9 protein-coding genes, 1 tRNA gene and 3 rRNA genes are annotated in these 20,207 nt (G+C 55.3%); 3 read left to right on the forward strand and 10 right to left on the reverse strand.

The features are described 5' to 3' along the window. Positions 1-7 precede the first annotated feature (7 nt). Complete coding sequence (gene metH / locus OVA10_RS04810; protein WP_268195516.1) at positions 8-3,691, reverse strand: methionine synthase; 3,684 nt, start codon at positions 3,689-3,691, stop codon at positions 8-10. Positions 3,692-3,885: 194 nt separating this feature from the next. On the opposite strand from metH, the gene iclR reads away from it, so the two are divergent. Continuing rightward, positions 3,886-4,710, forward strand: a complete 825-nt coding sequence (gene iclR / locus OVA10_RS04815; RefSeq protein WP_123429852.1) for a glyoxylate bypass operon transcriptional repressor IclR — start codon at positions 3,886-3,888, stop codon at positions 4,708-4,710. Positions 4,711-4,758: 48 nt separating this feature from the next. Here the strand turns inward: iclR and aceK are convergent, their stop codons facing one another. The 8 genes from aceK to OVA10_RS04855 form a co-directional block, all read right to left on the reverse strand. Further along, the gene (gene aceK, locus OVA10_RS04820; protein ID WP_181827165.1) at positions 4,759-6,486 is read right to left on the reverse strand and encodes a bifunctional isocitrate dehydrogenase kinase/phosphatase; all 1,728 of its coding nucleotides are present in this window, start codon (positions 6,484-6,486) and stop codon (positions 4,759-4,761) included. Between the two features lie 49 nt (positions 6,487-6,535). Beyond that, the gene (gene aceA / locus OVA10_RS04825; RefSeq protein WP_181827901.1) at positions 6,536-7,840 is read right to left on the reverse strand and encodes an isocitrate lyase; all 1,305 of its coding nucleotides are present in this window, start codon (positions 7,838-7,840) and stop codon (positions 6,536-6,538) included. 135 nt (positions 7,841-7,975) lie between these two features. Continuing rightward, positions 7,976-9,577: a malate synthase A gene (gene aceB / locus OVA10_RS04830; protein ID WP_268195517.1), complete on the reverse strand. Its 1,602-nt coding sequence runs from the start codon at positions 9,575-9,577 to the stop codon at positions 7,976-7,978. A 271-nt stretch (positions 9,578-9,848) separates the two neighbouring features. Further along, positions 9,849-10,778: a homoserine O-acetyltransferase MetA gene (gene metA, locus OVA10_RS04835; RefSeq protein WP_100778090.1), complete on the reverse strand. Its 930-nt coding sequence runs from the start codon at positions 10,776-10,778 to the stop codon at positions 9,849-9,851. A gap of 192 nt (positions 10,779-10,970) precedes the next feature. Next, a 5S ribosomal RNA gene (gene rrf, locus OVA10_RS04840) occupies positions 10,971-11,086 on the reverse strand. 93 nt (positions 11,087-11,179) lie between these two features. Further along, positions 11,180-14,086: ribosomal RNA gene (locus OVA10_RS04845) — 23S ribosomal RNA — on the reverse strand. 219 nt (positions 14,087-14,305) lie between these two features. Further along, positions 14,306-14,381 (reverse strand) — tRNA-Glu (locus OVA10_RS04850). An 85-nt stretch (positions 14,382-14,466) separates the two neighbouring features. After that, positions 14,467-16,006, reverse strand: a 16S ribosomal RNA gene (locus OVA10_RS04855). The 16S, 23S and 5S rRNA genes sit together here with 1 tRNA gene alongside, the layout of an rRNA operon. Before the next feature lie 562 nt (positions 16,007-16,568). On the opposite strand from OVA10_RS04855, the gene purH reads away from it, so the two are divergent. Both purH and purD read left to right on the forward strand, forming a co-directional pair. Next, positions 16,569-18,158, forward strand: a complete 1,590-nt coding sequence (purH, locus tag OVA10_RS04860) for a bifunctional phosphoribosylaminoimidazolecarboxamide formyltransferase/IMP cyclohydrolase (RefSeq protein WP_268195518.1) — start codon at positions 16,569-16,571, stop codon at positions 18,156-18,158. Positions 18,159-18,173: 15 nt separating this feature from the next. After that, positions 18,174-19,466 (forward strand): phosphoribosylamine--glycine ligase, encoded by a 1,293-nt coding sequence (purD, locus tag OVA10_RS04865; RefSeq protein WP_268195519.1) that lies wholly within the window; start codon positions 18,174-18,176, stop codon positions 19,464-19,466. A 38-nt stretch (positions 19,467-19,504) separates the two neighbouring features. On the opposite strand, the gene OVA10_RS04870 is transcribed toward purD, so the two are convergent. Further along, positions 19,505-20,197, reverse strand: coding sequence for a DUF1481 domain-containing protein (locus tag OVA10_RS04870; RefSeq protein WP_100780783.1), 693 nt, complete (start codon positions 20,195-20,197; stop codon positions 19,505-19,507). Between the last annotated feature and the right edge of the window lie 10 nt (positions 20,198-20,207).

A 20,207-nucleotide genomic window follows, 5' to 3' on the forward strand; every position in this document is an offset into this window, starting at 1 on the left:
AGTGACGTTAATCAGCGTCGTAGCCCAGATTCGGGGCCAGCCAGCGTTCTACTTCTGAGACACTCATCCCTTTACGCAGGGCATAGTCTTCCACCTGATCGCGCTGGATTTGCGCCACCGCGTAGTATTTGCTGTCAGGATGGCTGAAATACCAGCCCGAGACGGACGCGCCCGGCCACATGGCGTAGGATTCGGTAAGCTTCATGCCCGTATGGGTTTCCACATCCAGCAACTGCCAGATGGTGCCCTTTTCCGTGTGCTCCGGACAGGCCGGATAGCCTGGCGCCGGACGAATCCCCTGGTAGTTCTCGCGAATCAGCTCCTCGTTGCTGAGGTTTTCATTTGCCGCGTAACCCCAATGGACTTTACGCACCCGCTCATGCAGGTATTCAGCGAAGGCTTCTGCCAGGCGGTCAGCAATCGCTTTCACCATGATTTTGTTGTAGTCATCGTGCTGCGCTTCGTAGACCTCGGCGAGAGCATCCTCTTCCAGCCCGCCGGTAACGGCGAACGCGCCGATGTAGTCCGCTTTGCCGCTGAGTTTTGGCGCAACGAAATCGGCCAGGCAGTAGTTGGCAAACCCGACTTTCTCGGTTTGCTGGCGCAGATGACGGCTCACCGCCAGCACGTTAGTACGGGTTTCATCGCGATAAATTTCGATGTCATCCCCGACGCGGTTCGCCGGGAACAGCCCCACGACGCCGCGCGGATTGAGGCTCTTTTCAGCGCTGAGCTGGTCGAGAAGATCGTTGGCGTCTTTAAACAGGCGCTGCGCCTCTTCACCGACCACCTCATCTTCAAGAATGCGCGGGTATTTTCCCGCCAGCGACCAGGTCATGAAGAACGGCGTCCAGTCGATGTAATTACGCAGGGTTTCGATGTTCGCCGTGACTGCCTGTACGCCCAGGCGATGCGCCACCGGCGGCGTGTAACTTGCCCAGTCGAAGGCCAGATCGTTTTCCCGCGCGGCGGCCAGCGTCACTGGCGGAGTGCGCGGTTTTTTGCGGCCATGCTGGATACGAACGGTGTCGTACTCTTTGCGGGTTTTCGCGACAAAATCATCACGCTGAGTCGCAGAGAGCAAGGCCGACACCACCCCCACGGTGCGTGAGGCGTTCTGTACGTAGACCGTCGGCCCGCTGTAGTTCTGCTCGATTTTCACCGCAGTGTGCGCTTTTGAAGTCGTCGCACCGCCAATCAGCAGCGGAATGGTAAAGCCCTGGCGCTCCATCTCCTTCGCCACGTTGACCATTTCGTCCAGCGACGGCGTGATTAGCCCGGAAAGGCCGATCAAATCCGCATTCACTTCGCGCGCGGTTTTGAGAATTTTGTCTGCCGGAACCATCACGCCGAGGTCGATGATTTCGTAGTTATTGCACTGCAGCACCACGCCGACGATATTTTTACCGATATCGTGGACGTCGCCTTTGACGGTGGCGATCACCATCTTGCCGTTGGTCTGCCCTTTTTCTTTGCTGGCCTCAATGTAGGGTTCGAGATAGGCCACCGCCTGTTTCATGACGCGCGCGGATTTGACCACCTGCGGCAGGAACATTTTGCCCTCGCCAAACAGGTCGCCGACCACGTTCATCCCGTCCATCAGCGGCCCTTCGATCACCTCAATCGGGCGAGCGGAGAGCTGGCGGGCCTCTTCGGTATCCAGCTCGATAAATTCGGTAATGCCTTTGACCAGCGAGTATTCCAGACGCTTTTTCACGTCCCACGAGCGCCACTCGGCCTGCTGAACCTGGGCGCTTTCGTCGCTTTTACTGCCGCGATATTTCTCCGCCAGCTCCAGCATCCGTTCAGTGGAGTCGTCGCGGCGGTTGAGGATTACGTCTTCCACGGCGTCGCGCAGCTCGGCGGGCAGGTCGTCATAAATCGCCAGCTGTCCGGCGTTGACGATCCCCATGTCCATGCCGTTACGAATGGCGTAGTAGAGGAACACGGCGTGAATGGCTTCACGAACCGGATCGTTACCGCGGAACGAGAATGAAACGTTGGAGACACCGCCGGAGATCAGCGCATGCGGCAGCTCGCGTTTGATATCCTCGCAGGCGCCGATAAAGTCCTGCGCGTAGTTGTTGTGCTCTTCGATACCCGTCGCGACGGCAAAGATATTGGGGTCGAAAATGATATCTTCTGGCGGGAAACCGACCTCTTCCGTCAGGATTTTGTACGCACGGCGGCAAATCTCAATCTTGCGTTCGCGGGTATCGGCCTGGCCGACTTCGTCAAACGCCATCACCACCACGGCCGCGCCATAGCGGCGCACCCGTTTTGCGTGATGAATAAACGGCTCCACCCCCTCTTTCATCGAGATAGAGTTGACGATGCCTTTGCCCTGAATGCACTTCAGCCCTTTTTCGATGACGTCCCACTTTGAGGAGTCAATCATGATCGGCACGCGGGCAATGTCCGGCTCACCGGCAATCAGATTCAGGAAACGCACCATCGCCGCTTCGGCGTCGAGCATCCCTTCGTCCATGTTGATATCGATGATCTGCGCGCCGCTTTCCACCTGCTGGCGGGCAACGTCCAGCGCTTCGCTGTATTTTTCTTCTTTGATTAACCGCTTGAACTTAGCGGAACCGGTGACGTTAGTACGTTCACCGACGTTCACAAACAGGCTGTCATCAGCGATGGTCAGCGGTTCAAGGCCCGCCAGACGACAGGCCACCGGCAGCGTCGGCAACGGGCGCGGCGGCAAGCCTGCGACGGCATTGCTCATGGCAGCGATGTGTTCCGGCGTGGTGCCGCAGCAGCCGCCGACGATGTTCAGGAAACCTGACTCTGCCCACTCCCGAATTTGCGCGGCCATCGTCGTTGCATCGAGATCGTATTCGCCAAAGGCATTTGGCAGGCCGGCGTTCGGGTGCGCCGTGACGTAGCACTCGGCGATGCGGGAGAGTTCCTGCACGTACTGGCGCAGTTCATCCGGGCCGAGGGCACAGTTGAGGCCAAACGTGAGGGCATCCGCGTGGCGCAGGGAGTTGTAAAACGCTTCCGTCGTCTGACCGGAAAGGGTGCGCCCGGAGGCATCCGTAATGGTGCCCGAGACCATAATCGGCAGATCGACGCCCAGCGCTTCCATCTCTTCCTTCACCGCAAAGATCGCAGCTTTCGCGTTGAGGGTGTCGAACACCGTTTCGATCATGATCAGATCGCAGCCCCCTTCCACCAGCGCTTTGGTGGATTCACGATAGGCTTCGACCAGCTGATCAAAAGTCACGTTACGGAAGGCCGGATCGTTCACATCCGGTGAAATCGAGGCGGTACGGTTGGTGGGGCCAAGCACCCCGGCGACGTAGCGCGGTTTGTCCGGCGTGCGGGCCGTCCATGCATCGGCGCAGGCGCGCGCCAGCCTGGCGGCCTCAAAATTGATTTCTGCCGACAGGGATTCCATCTGGTAATCCGCCATGGCGATGGTTGTCGAGTTGAAGGTATTGGTTTCGACGATGTCCGCGCCCGCCTCAAAATAGGCGTTATGGATGGCCGCGATGACATCCGGTTTACTCAGCACCAGCAGGTCATTGTTCCCTTTCAGGTCGCAAGGCCAGTCGGCGAAACGCTCGCCGCGAAAATCGTCTTCACTCAGACGATAGCTCTGGATCATGGTGCCCATGCCGCCGTCCAGCATCAGAATTCGTTCATTTAACTGCGCACGCAGTTGATCTACTTTGCTGCTCACACTCGCTCCCGACAACGCTCAACAAGGCCAAAAGGCCAGCAGTCCATACTGGCATAATCTCGCAGGGTGGAGAAGTCACGCAGCGTTAACATGAGACATGTTCACTATCACTCCTCCGATCAGTCAGGATAACGGTTGCAAATTTACCAAATAAAACGAAAATGATTTCCACGATACAGAAAAAGGATTCCGTCATGGTCGCTACCGTTCCCGCAAAACGCGGCAGAAAACCTGCTGCCACCACCGCGCCGCCAGGCGGACAAGTTCAGTCGCTCACACGCGGATTAAAGCTGCTGGAATGGATCGCGGAATCCCACAGCAGCGTGGCTCTGACCGAGCTGGCGCAGCAGGCAGGTCTGCCGAACTCCACCACGCACCGTCTGTTAAGCACTATGCAGCAGTTGGGCTTTGTCCGTCAGGTGGGTGAACTGGGCCACTGGTCCGTCGGTGCCCATGCGTTTATCGTCGGCAGCAGCTTTTTGCAGAGCCGTAATCTGCTGGCGATTGTGCATCCGATCCTGCGCAAACTGATGGAAGACTCTGGCGAGACGGTCAACCTGGCGGTGCTCGATCAGAGCGACCATCAGGCGATTATCATTGACCAGGTGCAGTGTACGCAGCTGATGCGGATGTCCGCACCCATTGGCGGTAAGCTGCCGATGCATGCGTCGGGGGCGGGGAAAGCGTTTCTGTCGCAGCTCAGCGAGGAGCAAGTCACTGGCCTGCTGCACCGCAAAGGGCTGCATGCCTATACGCATGCCACGCTGGTTTCCCCGCTGCATCTGAAAGATGATTTGGCCCAGACGCGCAAACGCGGCTATTCGTTCGATGATGAAGAACATGCGCTGGGTCTGCGCTGTATCGCGGCGTGTATTTTTGATGAGCACCGCGAACCCTTCGCCGCAATCTCCATTTCTGGGCCGATCTCGCGCGTGACCGATGACCGCGTCACCGAGCTGGGGGCGCTGGTCATCAAAGCGGCGAAGGAAGTGACGCTGGCGTATGGTGGGATTCGCTAACCTTGAATGCGGCCTGCTCCCCTCTCCTCCCGTAAGAGAGGGGAAACACTACATTGACCACCGCACGCTAAAACGCTGCCGCCTGCGGTAGGCGTACACATCTTCAACGTAACCATTTTTGATGCGCGTTTGCAGACCGCGCCAGTAGTCGGCGTGGAACAGATCCTCGTGCATCTCTGCAAATAACGGCCCGATGCGCGGGTCGGCACAGAGCCAGTGGCGAAACTCCTCCGGGAAGACATCGCCCGGCGAGACGCTGTACCACGGCTCGCTGGCCAGTTCATCTTCCGGATAGCGCGCAGCCGGGATATCGCGGAAATTTACCTCGGTCATGTAGCAGATTTCATCGTAATCGTAGAACACCACCCGCCCGTGGCGCGTCACGCCAAAGTTTTTAAACAGCATATCGCCGGGAAAAATATTGGCCGCTGCCAGCTGGCGGATCGCGTTGCCGTACTCTTCAATCGCATCACGCAGCGCCTGGCCGTCCACCTGCTCCAGCCAGATATTAAGCGGAACCATTCGGCGTTCGATGTAAAGATGGCTGATGGCAATCTTATCGCCCAGATCGGTGATTTTGCCCGGCGCTTCCTGCATCAGCAGGGTCATTAGCGCAGGCGCGATCTGCCGTTTATCCAGCACAAAGTTTTCGAACTCCTGAGTGTCGGCCATGCGCCCCACGCGGTCGTGCTCTTTGACCAGCTGATAGCAGGCGCGAACGTGCGCCGCCGTCATCTCTTTCTGCGGCGCGAATTTATCTTTGATGACCTTAAACACACGATCAAAACCCGGCAGCGTGAAGACCAGCATCACCATCCCGCGGATTCCGGGCGCTTCGATGAACTGCTCGTCGCTACTGCTGATGTAGTGCAGGTATTCGCGATAGCTCTCAGTTTTCGCGTGCTTCTGGCAGCCAATCGCCATATACAGCTCAGCGGTGGTTTTGACCGGCAGCAGCTCGCGCAGCCACTCCACCAACGCGGCGGGGTGTGGCGCATAAACCATGAAATAGGAGCGGGCGAAACCGAAGACAATGCTCGCCTCGGCGCTGGTTGTCAGGCAGGCGTCGACAAAAAGCTCGCCGTCATCCGTACGATGGATCGGCAACAGAAAGGGAATGGTGGCCGTGGGGGTGAGTAACTTCCCGACCAGCCAGGCGGCTTTATTGCGGAAAAACAGTTCGTTAGCCACCTGTAAATGGCTGCGTTGTAAAACGTCGGTGCCGAAAGCGTCCGTCAGATGGGCGATGATATAGCCCACGTCGCGCGTCTTGTTTTGCCATGGCAAACGCAGCGGTAAATCCGAGAGCATTTTGCTTAACAGACTTTCCCAGCCATGTTCGGGGAAGAAATCCTTCGCCAGCGGGCGCGGGATGGTGCGAAAGCGACGCTCAGGCTGAGAGCTGAAAATAAATAACCGCTCAGGAGATAACGAGCGGTGGTCAAATAACCGGCAATAGACGGAGTTGAAAAAGCTCTCCGCAATCTCGAAGCGCGGGTAATCCGGCAACAGATGGGTGTAGTGCTCTTTTACGCGGAGCAGAAAATCGGCGTCGGGGCTTTTGCCATCGGTGATGCAACGCAACTGCTCGACCACCAGACCCACGTGGTGATCGTAAAGATGGATACGCTGTTTCATCGCCTGCTGTACGGCGTGCCAGTCGGCGTGTTCGAAGCGCTGCTGCGCGCCTGAAGTCACTTCCAGAAAACGGCCATACTGCGCGTCGAAGCCCTGCAGGATGGTTTGTGCAATCAGTAATTCCAGGCCACGCGACATAGGCTCCCCTCATCCCGGCCCTCTCCCCAGCGGGGAGAGGGGGAAAACATCAGAACTGTGATTCTTCAGTCGAACCGGTCAACGCCGTAACCGATGAGGCGCCGCCCTGAATGATCGTCGTGACGTTGTCGAAATAGCCCGTGCCCACTTCCTGCTGGTGAGAGGCGAAGGTGTAGCCCTCTTTGCTGGCTGCAAACTCTGGCTGCTGCACTTTTTCCACGTAGTGCTTCATGCCCTCGCCCTGCGCGTAGGCGTGGGCCAGATCGAACATGTTGAACCACATGCTGTGGATACCCGCGAGGGTGATGAACTGGTATTTGTAGCCCATCTCAGAGAGCTGCTGCTGGAAGCTGGCGATGGTTTTATCATCCAGATTCTTCTGCCAGTTGAACGACGGCGAGCAGTTGTACGCCAGCAGTTTGCCTGGATATTTAGCATGGATTGCATCGGCAAAGCGTTTTGCCAGCGCCAGGTCCGGCGTGGAAGTTTCGCACCACACCAGGTCGGCATACGGGGCGTAGGCCAGACCGCGGCTGATAGCCTGCTCGATACCCGCATGCGTACGGTAGAACCCTTCGCTGGTGCGCTCACCGGTAATGAATTCGCTGTCGTAAGGGTCGCAGTCAGAGGTAATCAAATCCGCCGCATCCGCATCGGTACGGGCGATAACCAGGGTCGGCACGCCCAGAACATCCGCCGCCAGACGCGCGGCGACCAGTTTCTGAATCGCTTCTTGCGTCGGCACCAGCACTTTGCCGCCCATATGGCCGCACTTCTTCACGGACGCCAGCTGATCTTCAAAGTGAACCGCCGCTGCACCGGCTTCAATCATTGATTTCATCAGCTCAAACGCATTAAGTACGCCGCCAAAACCTGCTTCGGCATCTGCCACGATAGGCAGGAAGTAATCCACGAAGCGCGGATCGTTTGGCTCAATGCCGGACGCCCACTGGATCTGATCCGCGCGACGGAAAGTGTTGTTGATCCGATCGACCACCGAGGGTACGGAGTTGGCCGGATAGAGCGACTGATCCGGATACATGCTGGAGGCCAGGTTAGCGTCGGCCGCCACCTGCCAGCCGGAGAGATAGACCGCTTCAATCCCCGCTTTCGCCTGTTGCAATGCCTGGCCACCGGTCAACGCACCGAGGCTGTTGATATACCCTTTTTTCGATTCGCCGTGCAGCAGACGCCACATTTTTGCGGCACCGAGCTGCGCCAGCGTGCATTCCGGGTTGACCGAACCGCGCAGTTTCACCACTTCCTCTGCGCTGTACGGGCGGTTGATGCCTTCCCAGCGCGGTTGAGTCCACTCTTTTTGTAATTCTTCGATTTGTTGGGTACGGATTTTCATGTGCAGATGCTCCATATTATCGTCCTGGCTTCCCAGGCGTTATTGGTGAAGGCAGTTTGGTCACGGCCAGCGCTAGAACCAAAGGGATTCAGAGCACTGCCTGGGCCAAAATGGCGAACAAAATAGCCTGGGTAGTTAGGCCAGCAGGCGATAGCCGGGCAAAGTAAGGAAGTCGATTAATTCTTCAGACGTCGTGATTTGCTCCATCAAGCGCGCGGCATCGTCAAAACGGCCACTGCTGAAGCGGTGTTCGCCCAGCTCGTCCTGAATCACCCGCATCTCTTCCGCAAGCATCTGGCGGAACAGGGATTTAGTGACCGGTTTGCCGTTACTGAGCGCTTTCTGGTGGTGGATCCACTGCCAGATGGAGGTTCGGGAGATCTCCGCCGTGGCGGCATCTTCCATCAGGCCGTAAATCGGGACGCAGCCATTGCCCGAGATCCATGCTTCGATGTACTGGACAGCAACGCGAATATTGGCGCGCATGCCTGCTTCAGTTCGCTCGCCCTCGCACGGCATCAGCAGCTCTTCAGCTGAGACAGGTGCGTCGTCTTCGCGGGTAACGAAAAGCTGATTTTTGTTCTCACCCAGCACACTGTTGAAGACCTCCATCGCCGTGTCCGCCAGGCCCGGGTGAGCAACCCAGGTGCCATCGTGGCCGTTGCGGGCTTCAAGCTCTTTATCCGCCTTCACTTTGGTCAGCACCTGATTATTGCGCTCGGCGTCTTTGCTCGGAATAAAGGCCGCCATCCCCCCCATCGCGAACGCACCGCGTTTATGGCAGGTCTTGATCAGCAGGCGTGAGTAGGCACTCAGGAAAGGCTTGTCCATAGTGACCGCCTGGCGATCGGGCAGCAAGCGGTCTGGATGGTTTTTCAGAGTTTTGATGTAGCTGAAGATGTAATCCCAGCGTCCACAATTCAGGCCGACGATGTGGTCGCGCAGGGCGTGCAGGATTTCATCCATCTGGAACACCGCCGGCAGCGTTTCGATCAGCAGGGTGGCTTTGATGGTGCCGCGCGGCAGATTGAAGCGATCTTCCGCGTAGCTGAATACCTCGCTCCACCAGGCCGCTTCCTGCCATGACTGCGTTTTTGGCAGGTAGAAATAAGGGCCACTCCCTTTTGCCAGCAGGCTTTTATGGTTGTGGAAGAAGTAGAGCGCAAAATCAAACAGGCTGCCGGGAATGGCTTCGTTGCGCCATGTAACGTGTTTTTCAGGCAGATGCAGGCCGCGCACACGGCAAATCAGCACGGCCGGATTGGGTTTCAGCTGATAGATTTTTCCGGCTTCATTGGTGTAGCTGATAGTGCCATTGACCGCATCGCGCAGGTTAATTTGCCCCTCGATCACTTTACGCCAGTCTGGCGCCAGTGAATCTTCGAAGTCTGCCATGAACACTTTTACATTGGCATTCATAGCGTTAATCACCATTTTACGCTCAACCGGGCCGGTGATTTCGACCCGACGATCCTTTAAATCCTGCGGAATACCACGGATTTTCCAGGCTGAGTTACGAATGGAAGCAGTTTCCGAAATGAAGTCTGGAAGCTTATCGTTATCGATGTCCTGCTGTTGCTGAATACGAGCCGCCAGCAGTTTATTGCGCTTCGGTGCAAAGCGCGTCACCAGCTCAGCCAAAAACTCGACGGCGTCTGGCGTCAGAACCTGCTGTTCCAGCTCACCATAGGGCTGGTTAAACGTCAGTTCTTCGGTAGTCGTTGCCTGTTGATTCATTTCTCTGCTCCTCATCAAAGATCCAAAAAAACGTCCCCCACTGCGAGCGAAAGATCGTTGTGTGGTTTTCGCTCAGCAGATTTAAGACTATCCATTATTTTTCTAAAATCAAAAACAATTTCCATTTTAATTAAATATTGTTCTTATCTTATTGATTAGGAAGAGATTAAAAATCATTTAACGGATGAGGGGTGTTTCGGAAATAAAAAAGGCACCCGAAGGTGCCTGATCTGGAATGCTGAAACGCTTTAGGATCGTTCTGCGCAGAGGATTAATCTAACGTCGGATTCATGTGGCGCAGATCGTATGGCGTGATCTGATAGACGTAATAGTTGAGCCAGTTAGTAAACAGCAAATTGCCATGGCTGCGCCAGGTTGCTCGTGGCGTGTTTTGCGGATCGTTTTTCGGGAAATAGTTGTACGGCACTTCCGGGGTTAACCCCGCTTCCACATCGCGGAAAAACTCGCTGGCCAGGGTATGCGCATCGTATTCCGGATGTCCCGTCACAAAGGCGATACGTTTGTCTTTGCTGGCGAACAGATAGGCGTCGCCATCTTCCGTTTCGGCCAGGATCTCGAGATCCGTGTAATCACGAATCAGCGCGGCCGGGAAATCTGCGTAGCGCGAGTGAGGTGCGAGGAAAGAGTCGTCAAAACCACGCGTCAGCAACGCATGAGGATGGAGAATGTGGTGTTCGTAAACGCCAGACAGCTTTTCCGTGCGGGTTTGCTTCGGGATGCCATAGAGAATATTCAGTGCCGCTTGTACCGCCCAACAGACAAAGAGCGTTGAAGTGACGTGATCTTTGGCCCACTCGAGTACCTGCTTGATCTGCGGCCAGTAGGCCACGTCGTTGAACTCAACCAGGCCCAGCGGTGCACCCGTGACGATCAAACCATCGAAGTTATCGTTGCGGATATCTTCGAAGTTGCAGTAGAAGTTATTCAGATGCTCGGACGGTGTGTTGCGCGATTCACGGGCATCGACGCGCAGCAGCTGGATGTCCACCTGTAGCGGGGAGTTGGAGAGCAAGCGCAGGAACTGGTTTTCCGTCTCAATCTTTTTGGGCATCAGGTTGAGGATGAGAACCTTAAGTGGACGAATTTCCTGACCTGTCGCGCGCGAGGCCTTCATCACAAAGACATTCTCTTCACGCAAGAAATTAACGGCTGGCAACTCGTCCTGCACCCTAATCGGCATAACCTTATATCCTCACAGCATACGTATAAACGTTTAGACATCCAGATAGCTGACAATACCCAGGAATCGTGCGAATGTCGAGTCTGTAAGAGGAAGGTGAGAAATTTTCACGGAGGGAAACAGAGGCATAAACAAGAAAGGACAAAAACGCAAAGAGGCCATCCTTGCGGATGGCCTCTTCACTTGTTTGATGCCTGGCAGTTCCCTACTCTCACATGGGGAGACCCCACACTACCATCGGCGCTACGGCGTTTCACTTCTGAGTTCGGCATGGGGTCAGGTGGGACCACCGCGCTAAAGCCGCCAGGCAAATTCTGTTATCAACACGCATTCCTGCGCATTAATTAATCTGTATCAGCTGAAAATCGGTCTCTGCTTCGCCAAAACATCTTCGGCGTTGTAAGGTTAAGCCTCACGGTTCATTAGTACTGGTTAGCTCAATACATCGCTGCACTTACACACCCAGCCTATCAACGTCGTAGTCTTCAACGTTCCTTCAGGACTCTCAAGGAGTCAGGGAGAACTCATCTCGGGGCAAGTTTCGTGCTTAGATGCTTTCAGCACTTATCTTTTCCGCATTTAGCTACCGGGCAATGCCATTGGCATGACAACCCGAACACCAGTGATGCGTCCACTCCGGTCCTCTCGTACTAGGAGCAGCCCCCCTCAATTCTCCAGCGCCCACGGCAGATAGGGACCGAACTGTCTCACGACGTTCTAAACCCAGCTCGCGTACCACTTTAAACGGCGAACAGCCGTACCCTTGGGACCTACTTCAGCCCCAGGATGTGATGAGCCGACATCGAGGTGCCAAACACCGCCGTCGATATGAACTCTTGGGCGGTATCAGCCTGTTATCCCCGGAGTACCTTTTATCCGTTGAGCGATGGCCCTTCCATTCAGAACCACCGGATCACTATGACCTGCTTTCGCACCTGCTCGAGCCGTCACTCTCGCAGTCAAGCTAGCTTATGCCATTGCACTAACCTCCTGATGTCCGACCAGGATTAGCTAACCTTCGTGCTCCTCCGTTACTCTTTAGGAGGAGACCGCCCCAGTCAAACTACCCACCAGACACTGTCCGCAACCCGGATTACGGGTCTACGTTAGAACACCAGCCATTAAAGGGTGGTATTTCAAGGTTGGCTCCACGCAGACTGGCGTCCACGCTTCAAAGCCTCCCACCTATCCTACACATCAAGGACCAGTGTTCAGTGTCAAGCTATAGTAAAGGTTCACGGGGTCTTTCCGTCTTGCCGCGGGTACACTGCATCTTCACAGCGAGTTCAATTTCACTGAGTCTCGGGTGGAGACAGCCTGGCCATCATTACGCCATTCGTGCAGGTCGGAACTTACCCGACAAGGAATTTCGCTACCTTAGGACCGTTATAGTTACGGCCGCCGTTTACCGGGGCTTCGATCAAGAGCTTCGCGTTGCCGCTAACCCCATCAATTAACCTTCCGGCACCGGGCAGGCGTCACACCGTATACGTCCACTTTCGTGTTTGCACAGTGCTGTGTTTTTAATAAACAGTTGCAGCCAGCTGGTATCTTCGACTGGTTTCAGCTCCGTCCGCAGGGACTTCACCTACACACCAGCGTGCCTTCTCCCGAAGTTACGGCACCATTTTGCCTAGTTCCTTCACCCGAGTTCTCTCAAGCGCCTTGGTATTCTCTACCTGACCACCTGTGTCGGTTTGGGGTACGATTTGATGTTACCTGATGCTTAGAGGCTTTTCCTGGAAGCAGGGCATTTGTTACTTCAGCACCGTAGTGCCTCGTCATCACACCTCAGCGTTAAAAAGGTACCGGATTTACCTGGAACCTCCGCCTACATGCTTAAACCGGGACAACCGTCGCCCGGCTAACATAGCCTTCTCCGTCCCCCCTTCGCAGTAACACCAAGTACAGGAATATTAACCTGTTTCCCATCGACTACGCCTTTCGGCCTCGCCTTAGGGGTCGACTCACCCTGCCCCGATTAACGTTGGACAGGAACCCTTGGTCTTCCGGCGAGCGGGCTTTTCACCCGCTTTATCGTTACTTATGTCAGCATTCGCACTTCTGATACCTCCAGCATGCCTCACAGCACACCTTCAACGGCTTACAGAACGCTCCCCTACCCAACAACGCATAAGCGTCGCTGCCGCAGCTTCGGTGCATGGTTTAGCCCCGTTACATCTTCCGCGCAGGCCGACTCGACCAGTGAGCTATTACGCTTTCTTTAAATGATGGCTGCTTCTAAGCCAACATCCTGGCTGTCTGTGCCTTCCCACATCGTTTCCCACTTAACCATGACTTTGGGACCTTAGCTGGCGGTCTGGGTTGTTTCCCTCTTCACGACGGACGTTAGCACCCGCCGTGTGTCTCCCGTGATAACATTCTTCGGTATTCGTAGTTTGCATCGGGTTGGTAAGCCGGGATGGCCCCCTAGCCGAAACAGTGCTCTACCCCCGAAGATGAGTTCACGAGGCGCTACCTAAATAGCTTTCGGGGAGAACCAGCTATCTCCCGGTTTGATTGGCCTTTCACCCCCAGCCACAAGTCATCCGCTAATTTTTCAACATTAGTCGGTTCGGTCCTCCAGTTAGTGTTACCCAACCTTCAACCTGCCCATGGCTAGATCACCGGGTTTCGGGTCTATACCCTGCAACTTAACGCCCAGTTAAGACTCGGTTTCCCTTCGGCTCCCCTATACGGTTAACCTTGCTACAGAATATAAGTCGCTGACCCATTATACAAAAGGTACGCAGTCACCCCATAAAAGAGGCTCCCACTGCTTGTACGTACACGGTTTCAGGTTCTTTTTCACTCCCCTCGCCGGGGTTCTTTTCGCCTTTCCCTCACGGTACTGGTTCACTATCGGTCAGTCAGGAGTATTTAGCCTTGGAGGATGGTCCCCCCATATTCAGACAGGATACCACGTGTCCCGCCCTACTCTTCGAGTTCACAGCGTGTGCATTTTTGTGTACGGGACTTTCACCCTGTATCGTGCGACTTTCCAGACGCTTCCACTAACACACGCGCTGATTCAGACTCTGGGCTCCTCCCCGTTCGCTCGCCGCTACTGGGGGAATCTCGGTTGATTTCTTTTCCTCGGGGTACTTAGATGTTTCAGTTCCCCCGGTTCGCCTCATGCCACTATGTATTCATGACATGATAGTGTGTCGGAACACACTGGGTTTCCCCATTCGGGTATCGCCGGGTCAAAGGTTCATATCACCTCGCCGACGCTTATCGCAGATTAGCACGCCCTTCATCGCCTCTGACTGCCAGGGCATCCACCGTGTACGCTTAGTCGCTTAACCTCACAACCCGAAGATGTTTCGTAAAACATCATCGTGTCGCGAAAATTTGAGAGACTCGAACACACCGTCATTCTGTTCTTATTACGGAGAACAGACGCAGCGTGTCGTTTCAATTTTCAGCTTGATCCAGATTTTTAAAGAGCAAATATCTCAAACATGATTCCTGAGAATCAGTTTTGAGATATTAAGGCAGGTGACTTTCACTCACAAACCAGCAAGTGGCGTCCCCTAGGGGATTCGAACCCCTGTTACCGCCGTGAAAGGGCGGTGTCCTGGGCCTCTAGACGAAGGGGACACTGAAGTCTCAATCGCAAGACGCCTTGCTATTTACTTTTCATCAGACAATCTGTGTGAGCACTACAAAGGCAGGTTCTTTCAGGTAAGGAGGTGATCCAACCGCAGGTTCCCCTACGGTTACCTTGTTACGACTTCACCCCAGTCATGAATCACAAAGTGGTAAGCGCCCTCCCGAAGGTTAAGCTACCTACTTCTTTTGCAACCCACTCCCATGGTGTGACGGGCGGTGTGTACAAGGCCCGGGAACGTATTCACCGTAGCATTCTGATCTACGATTACTAGCGATTCCGACTTCATGGAGTCGAGTTGCAGACTCCAATCCGGACTACGACGTACTTTATGAGGTCCGCTTGCTCTCGCGAGGTCGCTTCTCTTTGTATACGCCATTGTAGCACGTGTGTAGCCCTACTCGTAAGGGCCATGATGACTTGACGTCATCCCCACCTTCCTCCAGTTTATCACTGGCAGTCTCCTTTGAGTTCCCGGCCGAACCGCTGGCAACAAAGGATAAGGGTTGCGCTCGTTGCGGGACTTAACCCAACATTTCACAACACGAGCTGACGACAGCCATGCAGCACCTGTCTCAGAGTTCCCGAAGGCACCAAAGCATCTCTGCTAAGTTCTCTGGATGTCAAGAGTAGGTAAGGTTCTTCGCGTTGCATCGAATTAAACCACATGCTCCACCGCTTGTGCGGGCCCCCGTCAATTCATTTGAGTTTTAACCTTGCGGCCGTACTCCCCAGGCGGTCGACTTAACGCGTTAGCTCCGGAAGCCACTCCTCAAGGGAACAACCTCCAAGTCGACATCGTTTACGGCGTGGACTACCAGGGTATCTAATCCTGTTTGCTCCCCACGCTTTCGCACCTGAGCGTCAGTCTTTGTCCAGGGGGCCGCCTTCGCCACCGGTATTCCTCCAGATCTCTACGCATTTCACCGCTACACCTGGAATTCTACCCCCCTCTACAAGACTCTAGCCTGCCAGTTTCGAATGCAGTTCCCAGGTTGAGCCCGGGGATTTCACATCCGACTTGACAGACCGCCTGCGTGCGCTTTACGCCCAGTAATTCCGATTAACGCTTGCACCCTCCGTATTACCGCGGCTGCTGGCACGGAGTTAGCCGGTGCTTCTTCTGCGAGTAACGTCAATCACTGTGGTTATTAACCACAATGCCTTCCTCCTCGCTGAAAGTACTTTACAACCCGAAGGCCTTCTTCATACACGCGGCATGGCTGCATCAGGCTTGCGCCCATTGTGCAATATTCCCCACTGCTGCCTCCCGTAGGAGTCTGGACCGTGTCTCAGTTCCAGTGTGGCTGGTCATCCTCTCAGACCAGCTAGGGATCGTCGCCTAGGTGAGCCGTTACCCCACCTACTAGCTAATCCCATCTGGGCACATCTGATGGCAAGAGGCCCGAAGGTCCCCCTCTTTGGTCTTGCGACGTTATGCGGTATTAGCTACCGTTTCCAGTAGTTATCCCCCTCCATCAGGCAGTTTCCCAGACATTACTCACCCGTCCGCCGCTCGTCACCCGAGAGCAAGCTCTCTGTGCTACCGCTCGACTTGCATGTGTTAGGCCTGCCGCCAGCGTTCAATCTGAGCCATGATCAAACTCTTCAATTTAAGTTTGATGCTCGTGAATTAAACTTCGTAATGAATTACGTATGTTCACTCAGAGACTTTGGTATTCATTTAGCGTCTTGCGACGTTAGAATCCATGTCACTTTGAGTGCCCACACAGATTGTCTGATAAATTGTTAAAGAGCAGTGCAACGCGGCTTTCGCTCACCGTTGCGAGGTGGCGTATATTACGCTTTCCTCTTTCAGAGTCAACCCTGAATCTCAGGATTTTTTCTCTTCAACCGAACCGGCTGTTTGTGTGAAGTGATTCACATCTGCCGTGTCGATGGAGGCGCATTATAGGGAGTTCTCGTCAGCCCGCAACCGCTAAATGACAGAAAAATGACTGACTGCTGCATTCCACAGCAAAACCCCGCCTTATACCCTTTTGCACACAGACTTATCCACAACCCGACGAAAATTTGAAAATTCGCGAGCGTTGCGCAAACGTTTTCGTTAAAATGCACGCGCCATGCAAGGATGCCCTGTCAGGTGTGTTAGATGAGTTTTTTAAAGGAAAATTCATCTAACGCTCTCTGTAATCGTGAAATCCAGGGGATTTACCATGCAACAACGTCGTCCAGTCCGCCGCGCTCTGCTCAGTGTTTCTGATAAAGCCGGTATCGTCGAATTCGCTCAGGCACTTTCTGCACGCGGTGTAGAGCTGCTGTCCACTGGCGGAACCGCTCGCCTGTTAGCAGATAAAGGTCTGCCGGTAACCGAAGTGTCCGATTACACCGGTTTCCCGGAAATGATGGATGGACGCGTAAAGACCCTGCATCCAAAAGTGCACGGCGGCATTCTCGGTCGTCGCGGTCAGGATGACGGCATCATGGATCAACACGGGATTGCGCCGATCGATATGGTGGTTGTTAACCTCTATCCTTTCGCCCAGACCGTCGCCCGCGAAAACTGCTCTCTGGAAGATGCGGTCGAGAATATCGACATCGGCGGCCCAACCATGGTGCGCTCCGCCGCGAAGAACCATAAAGATGTGGCTATCGTGGTAAAGAGCAGCGACTACAACACCATCATTAACGAGATGGATGCCAATGAAGGCTCCCTGACGCTGGAAACCCGTTTCGACCTCGCCATCAAAGCGTTCGAACACACCGCTGCTTACGACAGCATGATCGCCAACTACTTCGGTAGTCTTGTTCCGGCCTATCACGGTGAGAGCAAAGAGCCTGCTGGCCGCTTCCCGCGCACCCTGAATCTGAACTTCATTAAGAAGCAAGATATGCGTTACGGCGAGAACAGCCATCAGAACGCAGCCTTCTATATAGAAGAAGAGATCAAAGAAGCTTCCGTTGCCACTGCTCAGCAGGTTCAGGGCAAAGCGCTTTCCTATAACAACATCGCCGATACCGACGCGGCGCTGGAGTGCGTGAAAGAGTTCAACGAACCGGCCTGTGTGATCGTCAAACACGCGAACCCATGCGGCGTCGCCGTAAGCACTTCCATTCTGGAAGCTTACAATCGCGCATACAAAACCGACCCAACCTCCGCTTTCGGCGGCATCATTGCTTTCAACCGCGAACTGGATGCCGAAACAGCGAAGGCGATCATCTCCCGCCAGTTCGTTGAAGTGATCATCGCTCCTTCCGCGACTGAAGAAGCCCTGAAGATCACCGCCGCTAAGCAGAACGTCCGCGTGCTGGTCTGTGGCCAGTGGGCTGAACGTGTCCCGGCTCTGGATTTTAAACGTGTTAACGGCGGTCTGCTGGTTCAGGATCGCGATCTGGGTATGGTTACCGCTGGCGATCTGCGTGTGGTCAGCAAACGTCAACCGACCGAGCAGGAACTGCGTGATGCGCTCTTCTGCTGGAAAGTGGCGAAATTCGTTAAATCCAACGCCATTGTCTATTCCAAAGAGAATATGACCATCGGCATTGGCGCAGGCCAGATGAGCCGTGTTTACTCCGCGAAAATCGCCGGTATTAAAGCCAGCGATGAAGGGCTTGAAGTGAAAGGCTCCGCCATGGCCTCTGATGCCTTCTTCCCGTTCCGCGACGGTATTGATGCCGCAGCGGCGGCTGGCGTTACCTGTGTCATTCAGCCGGGCGGCTCAATCCGCGATGACGAAGTGATTGCTGCTGCCGACGAACACGGCATCGCAATGATCTTCACCGACATGCGTCACTTCCGCCATTAATCCCCGGAGCAGACAATGAAAGTATTAGTGATTGGTAACGGCGGGCGCGAACACGCCCTGGCGTGGAAAGCGGCACAGTCGCCTCTGGTTCAAACCGTCTTCGTGGCACCGGGGAATGCCGGTACCGCGCTGGAACCTGCCCTGCAGAACGTCGCAATCGGCGTGACCGATATTCCGGCGCTGCTGAACTTCGCCCTGAATGAGAAAATCGATCTGACCATCGTCGGCCCGGAAGCGCCGCTGGTGATTGGCGTGGTAGATGCGTTCCGCGCGGCGGGCCTGAAAATCTTCGGCCCAACGGAAGGCGCAGCGCAGCTCGAAGGCTCTAAAGCCTTCACCAAAGATTTCCTTGCGCGTCACAAAATCCCGACCGGTGAGTATCAGAATTTCACCGAAGTGGAGCCTGCGCTGGCGTATCTGCGCGAAAAAGGCGCTCCGATTGTCATCAAGGCCGACGGTCTGGCTGCCGGTAAAGGCGTAATCGTGGCGATGACCCTCGAAGAAGCCGAAGCGGCCGTTCAGGATATGCTGGCAGGTAACGCTTTCGGCGACGCTGGGCACCGCATCGTGATCGAAGAGTTCCTCGACGGCGAAGAGGCGAGCTTTATCGTGATGGTCGATGGCGAACATGTCCTTCCGATGGCCACCAGCCAGGATCACAAACGTGTGGGTGATGGCGATACTGGTCCGAACACCGGCGGCATGGGCGCTTACTCTCCGGCGCCGGTGGTGACTGACGAAGTCCACCAGCGCACTATGGATCGCATCATCTGGCCTACCGTGAAAGGCATGGCCGCCGAAGGCAACACGTACACCGGTTTCCTGTATGCCGGGCTGATGATCGACAAGCAGGGCAACCCAAAAGTTATCGAGTTCAACTGCCGCTTTGGCGACCCGGAAACGCAGCCGATCATGCTGCGCATGAAATCCGATCTGGTGGAACTGTGCCTGGCCGCCTGCGAAGGTAAGCTGGATGAGAAAACGTCCGAGTGGGATACGCGTGCCTCTTTGGGCGTTGTGATCGCTGCCGGGGGGTATCCCGGCAACTACAACAATGGCGATGAGATCCACGGTTTACCGCTGGAAGAGGTCGACGGCGGTAAAGTGTTCCATGCTGGCACCAAACTGGCAGAAGACGATCGCGTGTTAACTAACGGGGGCCGTGTATTGTGCGCCACCGCGCTGGGTAACACCGTAGCCGACGCGCAGAAACACGCTTACGCGCTGATGAAGGATATCCACTGGAACGGCAGCTTTAGCCGCGGTGATATTGGTTATCGTGCGATTGCCCGCGAGCAAGAACAGTAACAACTATTCGCCCTCTCCGTCCGGAGGGGGCACTGATATCAGAAATTCTTTTCCGTCGGCTGCCACGTGCAGAAATCTTCGTTTGCCACCAGCAGCAGCTGTGACCCTTCAGGCGCTTCAAGCCAGGCAATGCTCACTTCCATCGAAGAGTGTCGCTGACGCCGTTCGATATGTTCTTTCGCCCAGGCTTCGAGATCGGGCTTAACGGTCTGCCCTTCACAGGTGGTGACTGTACCATCAGGATGCCAGCGCCCCTGACGTAGCACCACGCGTCCCTGACGCAGCGCATCGCTGGTCTGGCGCACCTGGGTTGCCCGGTAGCGGTACAGGGCGATTTGATCGCTGGAGAGCTGTTGTTTTTGGCCGTTGACCTCGCGCTGCATAAAGCTCAGCTCACCGTGGTCATCAAAGCGCACGCGCACGTGTTCAGGCGTTTTACTGTAGATATTGAGTTCAATCAGCGACAGCGCATCGCCTTGCCAGCGGTATTCCGCCGTAGAGGTATTGCCGTTGTGCCATGGGCTGAATGCGGAGAGCAGGTGAACGTCGTCACCAGAGTCTTTGCGCCAGACTCGTACCGCGCCCTGATCGTCAGCGTATCCGCTGGCGGTAAACGGCGGCAGAGAGGAGTCATGGCTGCAGGCAGTGAGCAACAGCATGCCCGCCAGCGCGAGCGGACGGCGCCATGAAAACAAAAGGGGCGAAACCGCCCCCTTGTTAAAACTGTTCACGGCCACGCCG

This window comes from Lelliottia sp. SL45 (genome assembly GCF_026672535.1).
Classification (GTDB): Bacteria; Pseudomonadota; Gammaproteobacteria; order Enterobacterales; family Enterobacteriaceae; genus Enterobacter; species Enterobacter nimipressuralis.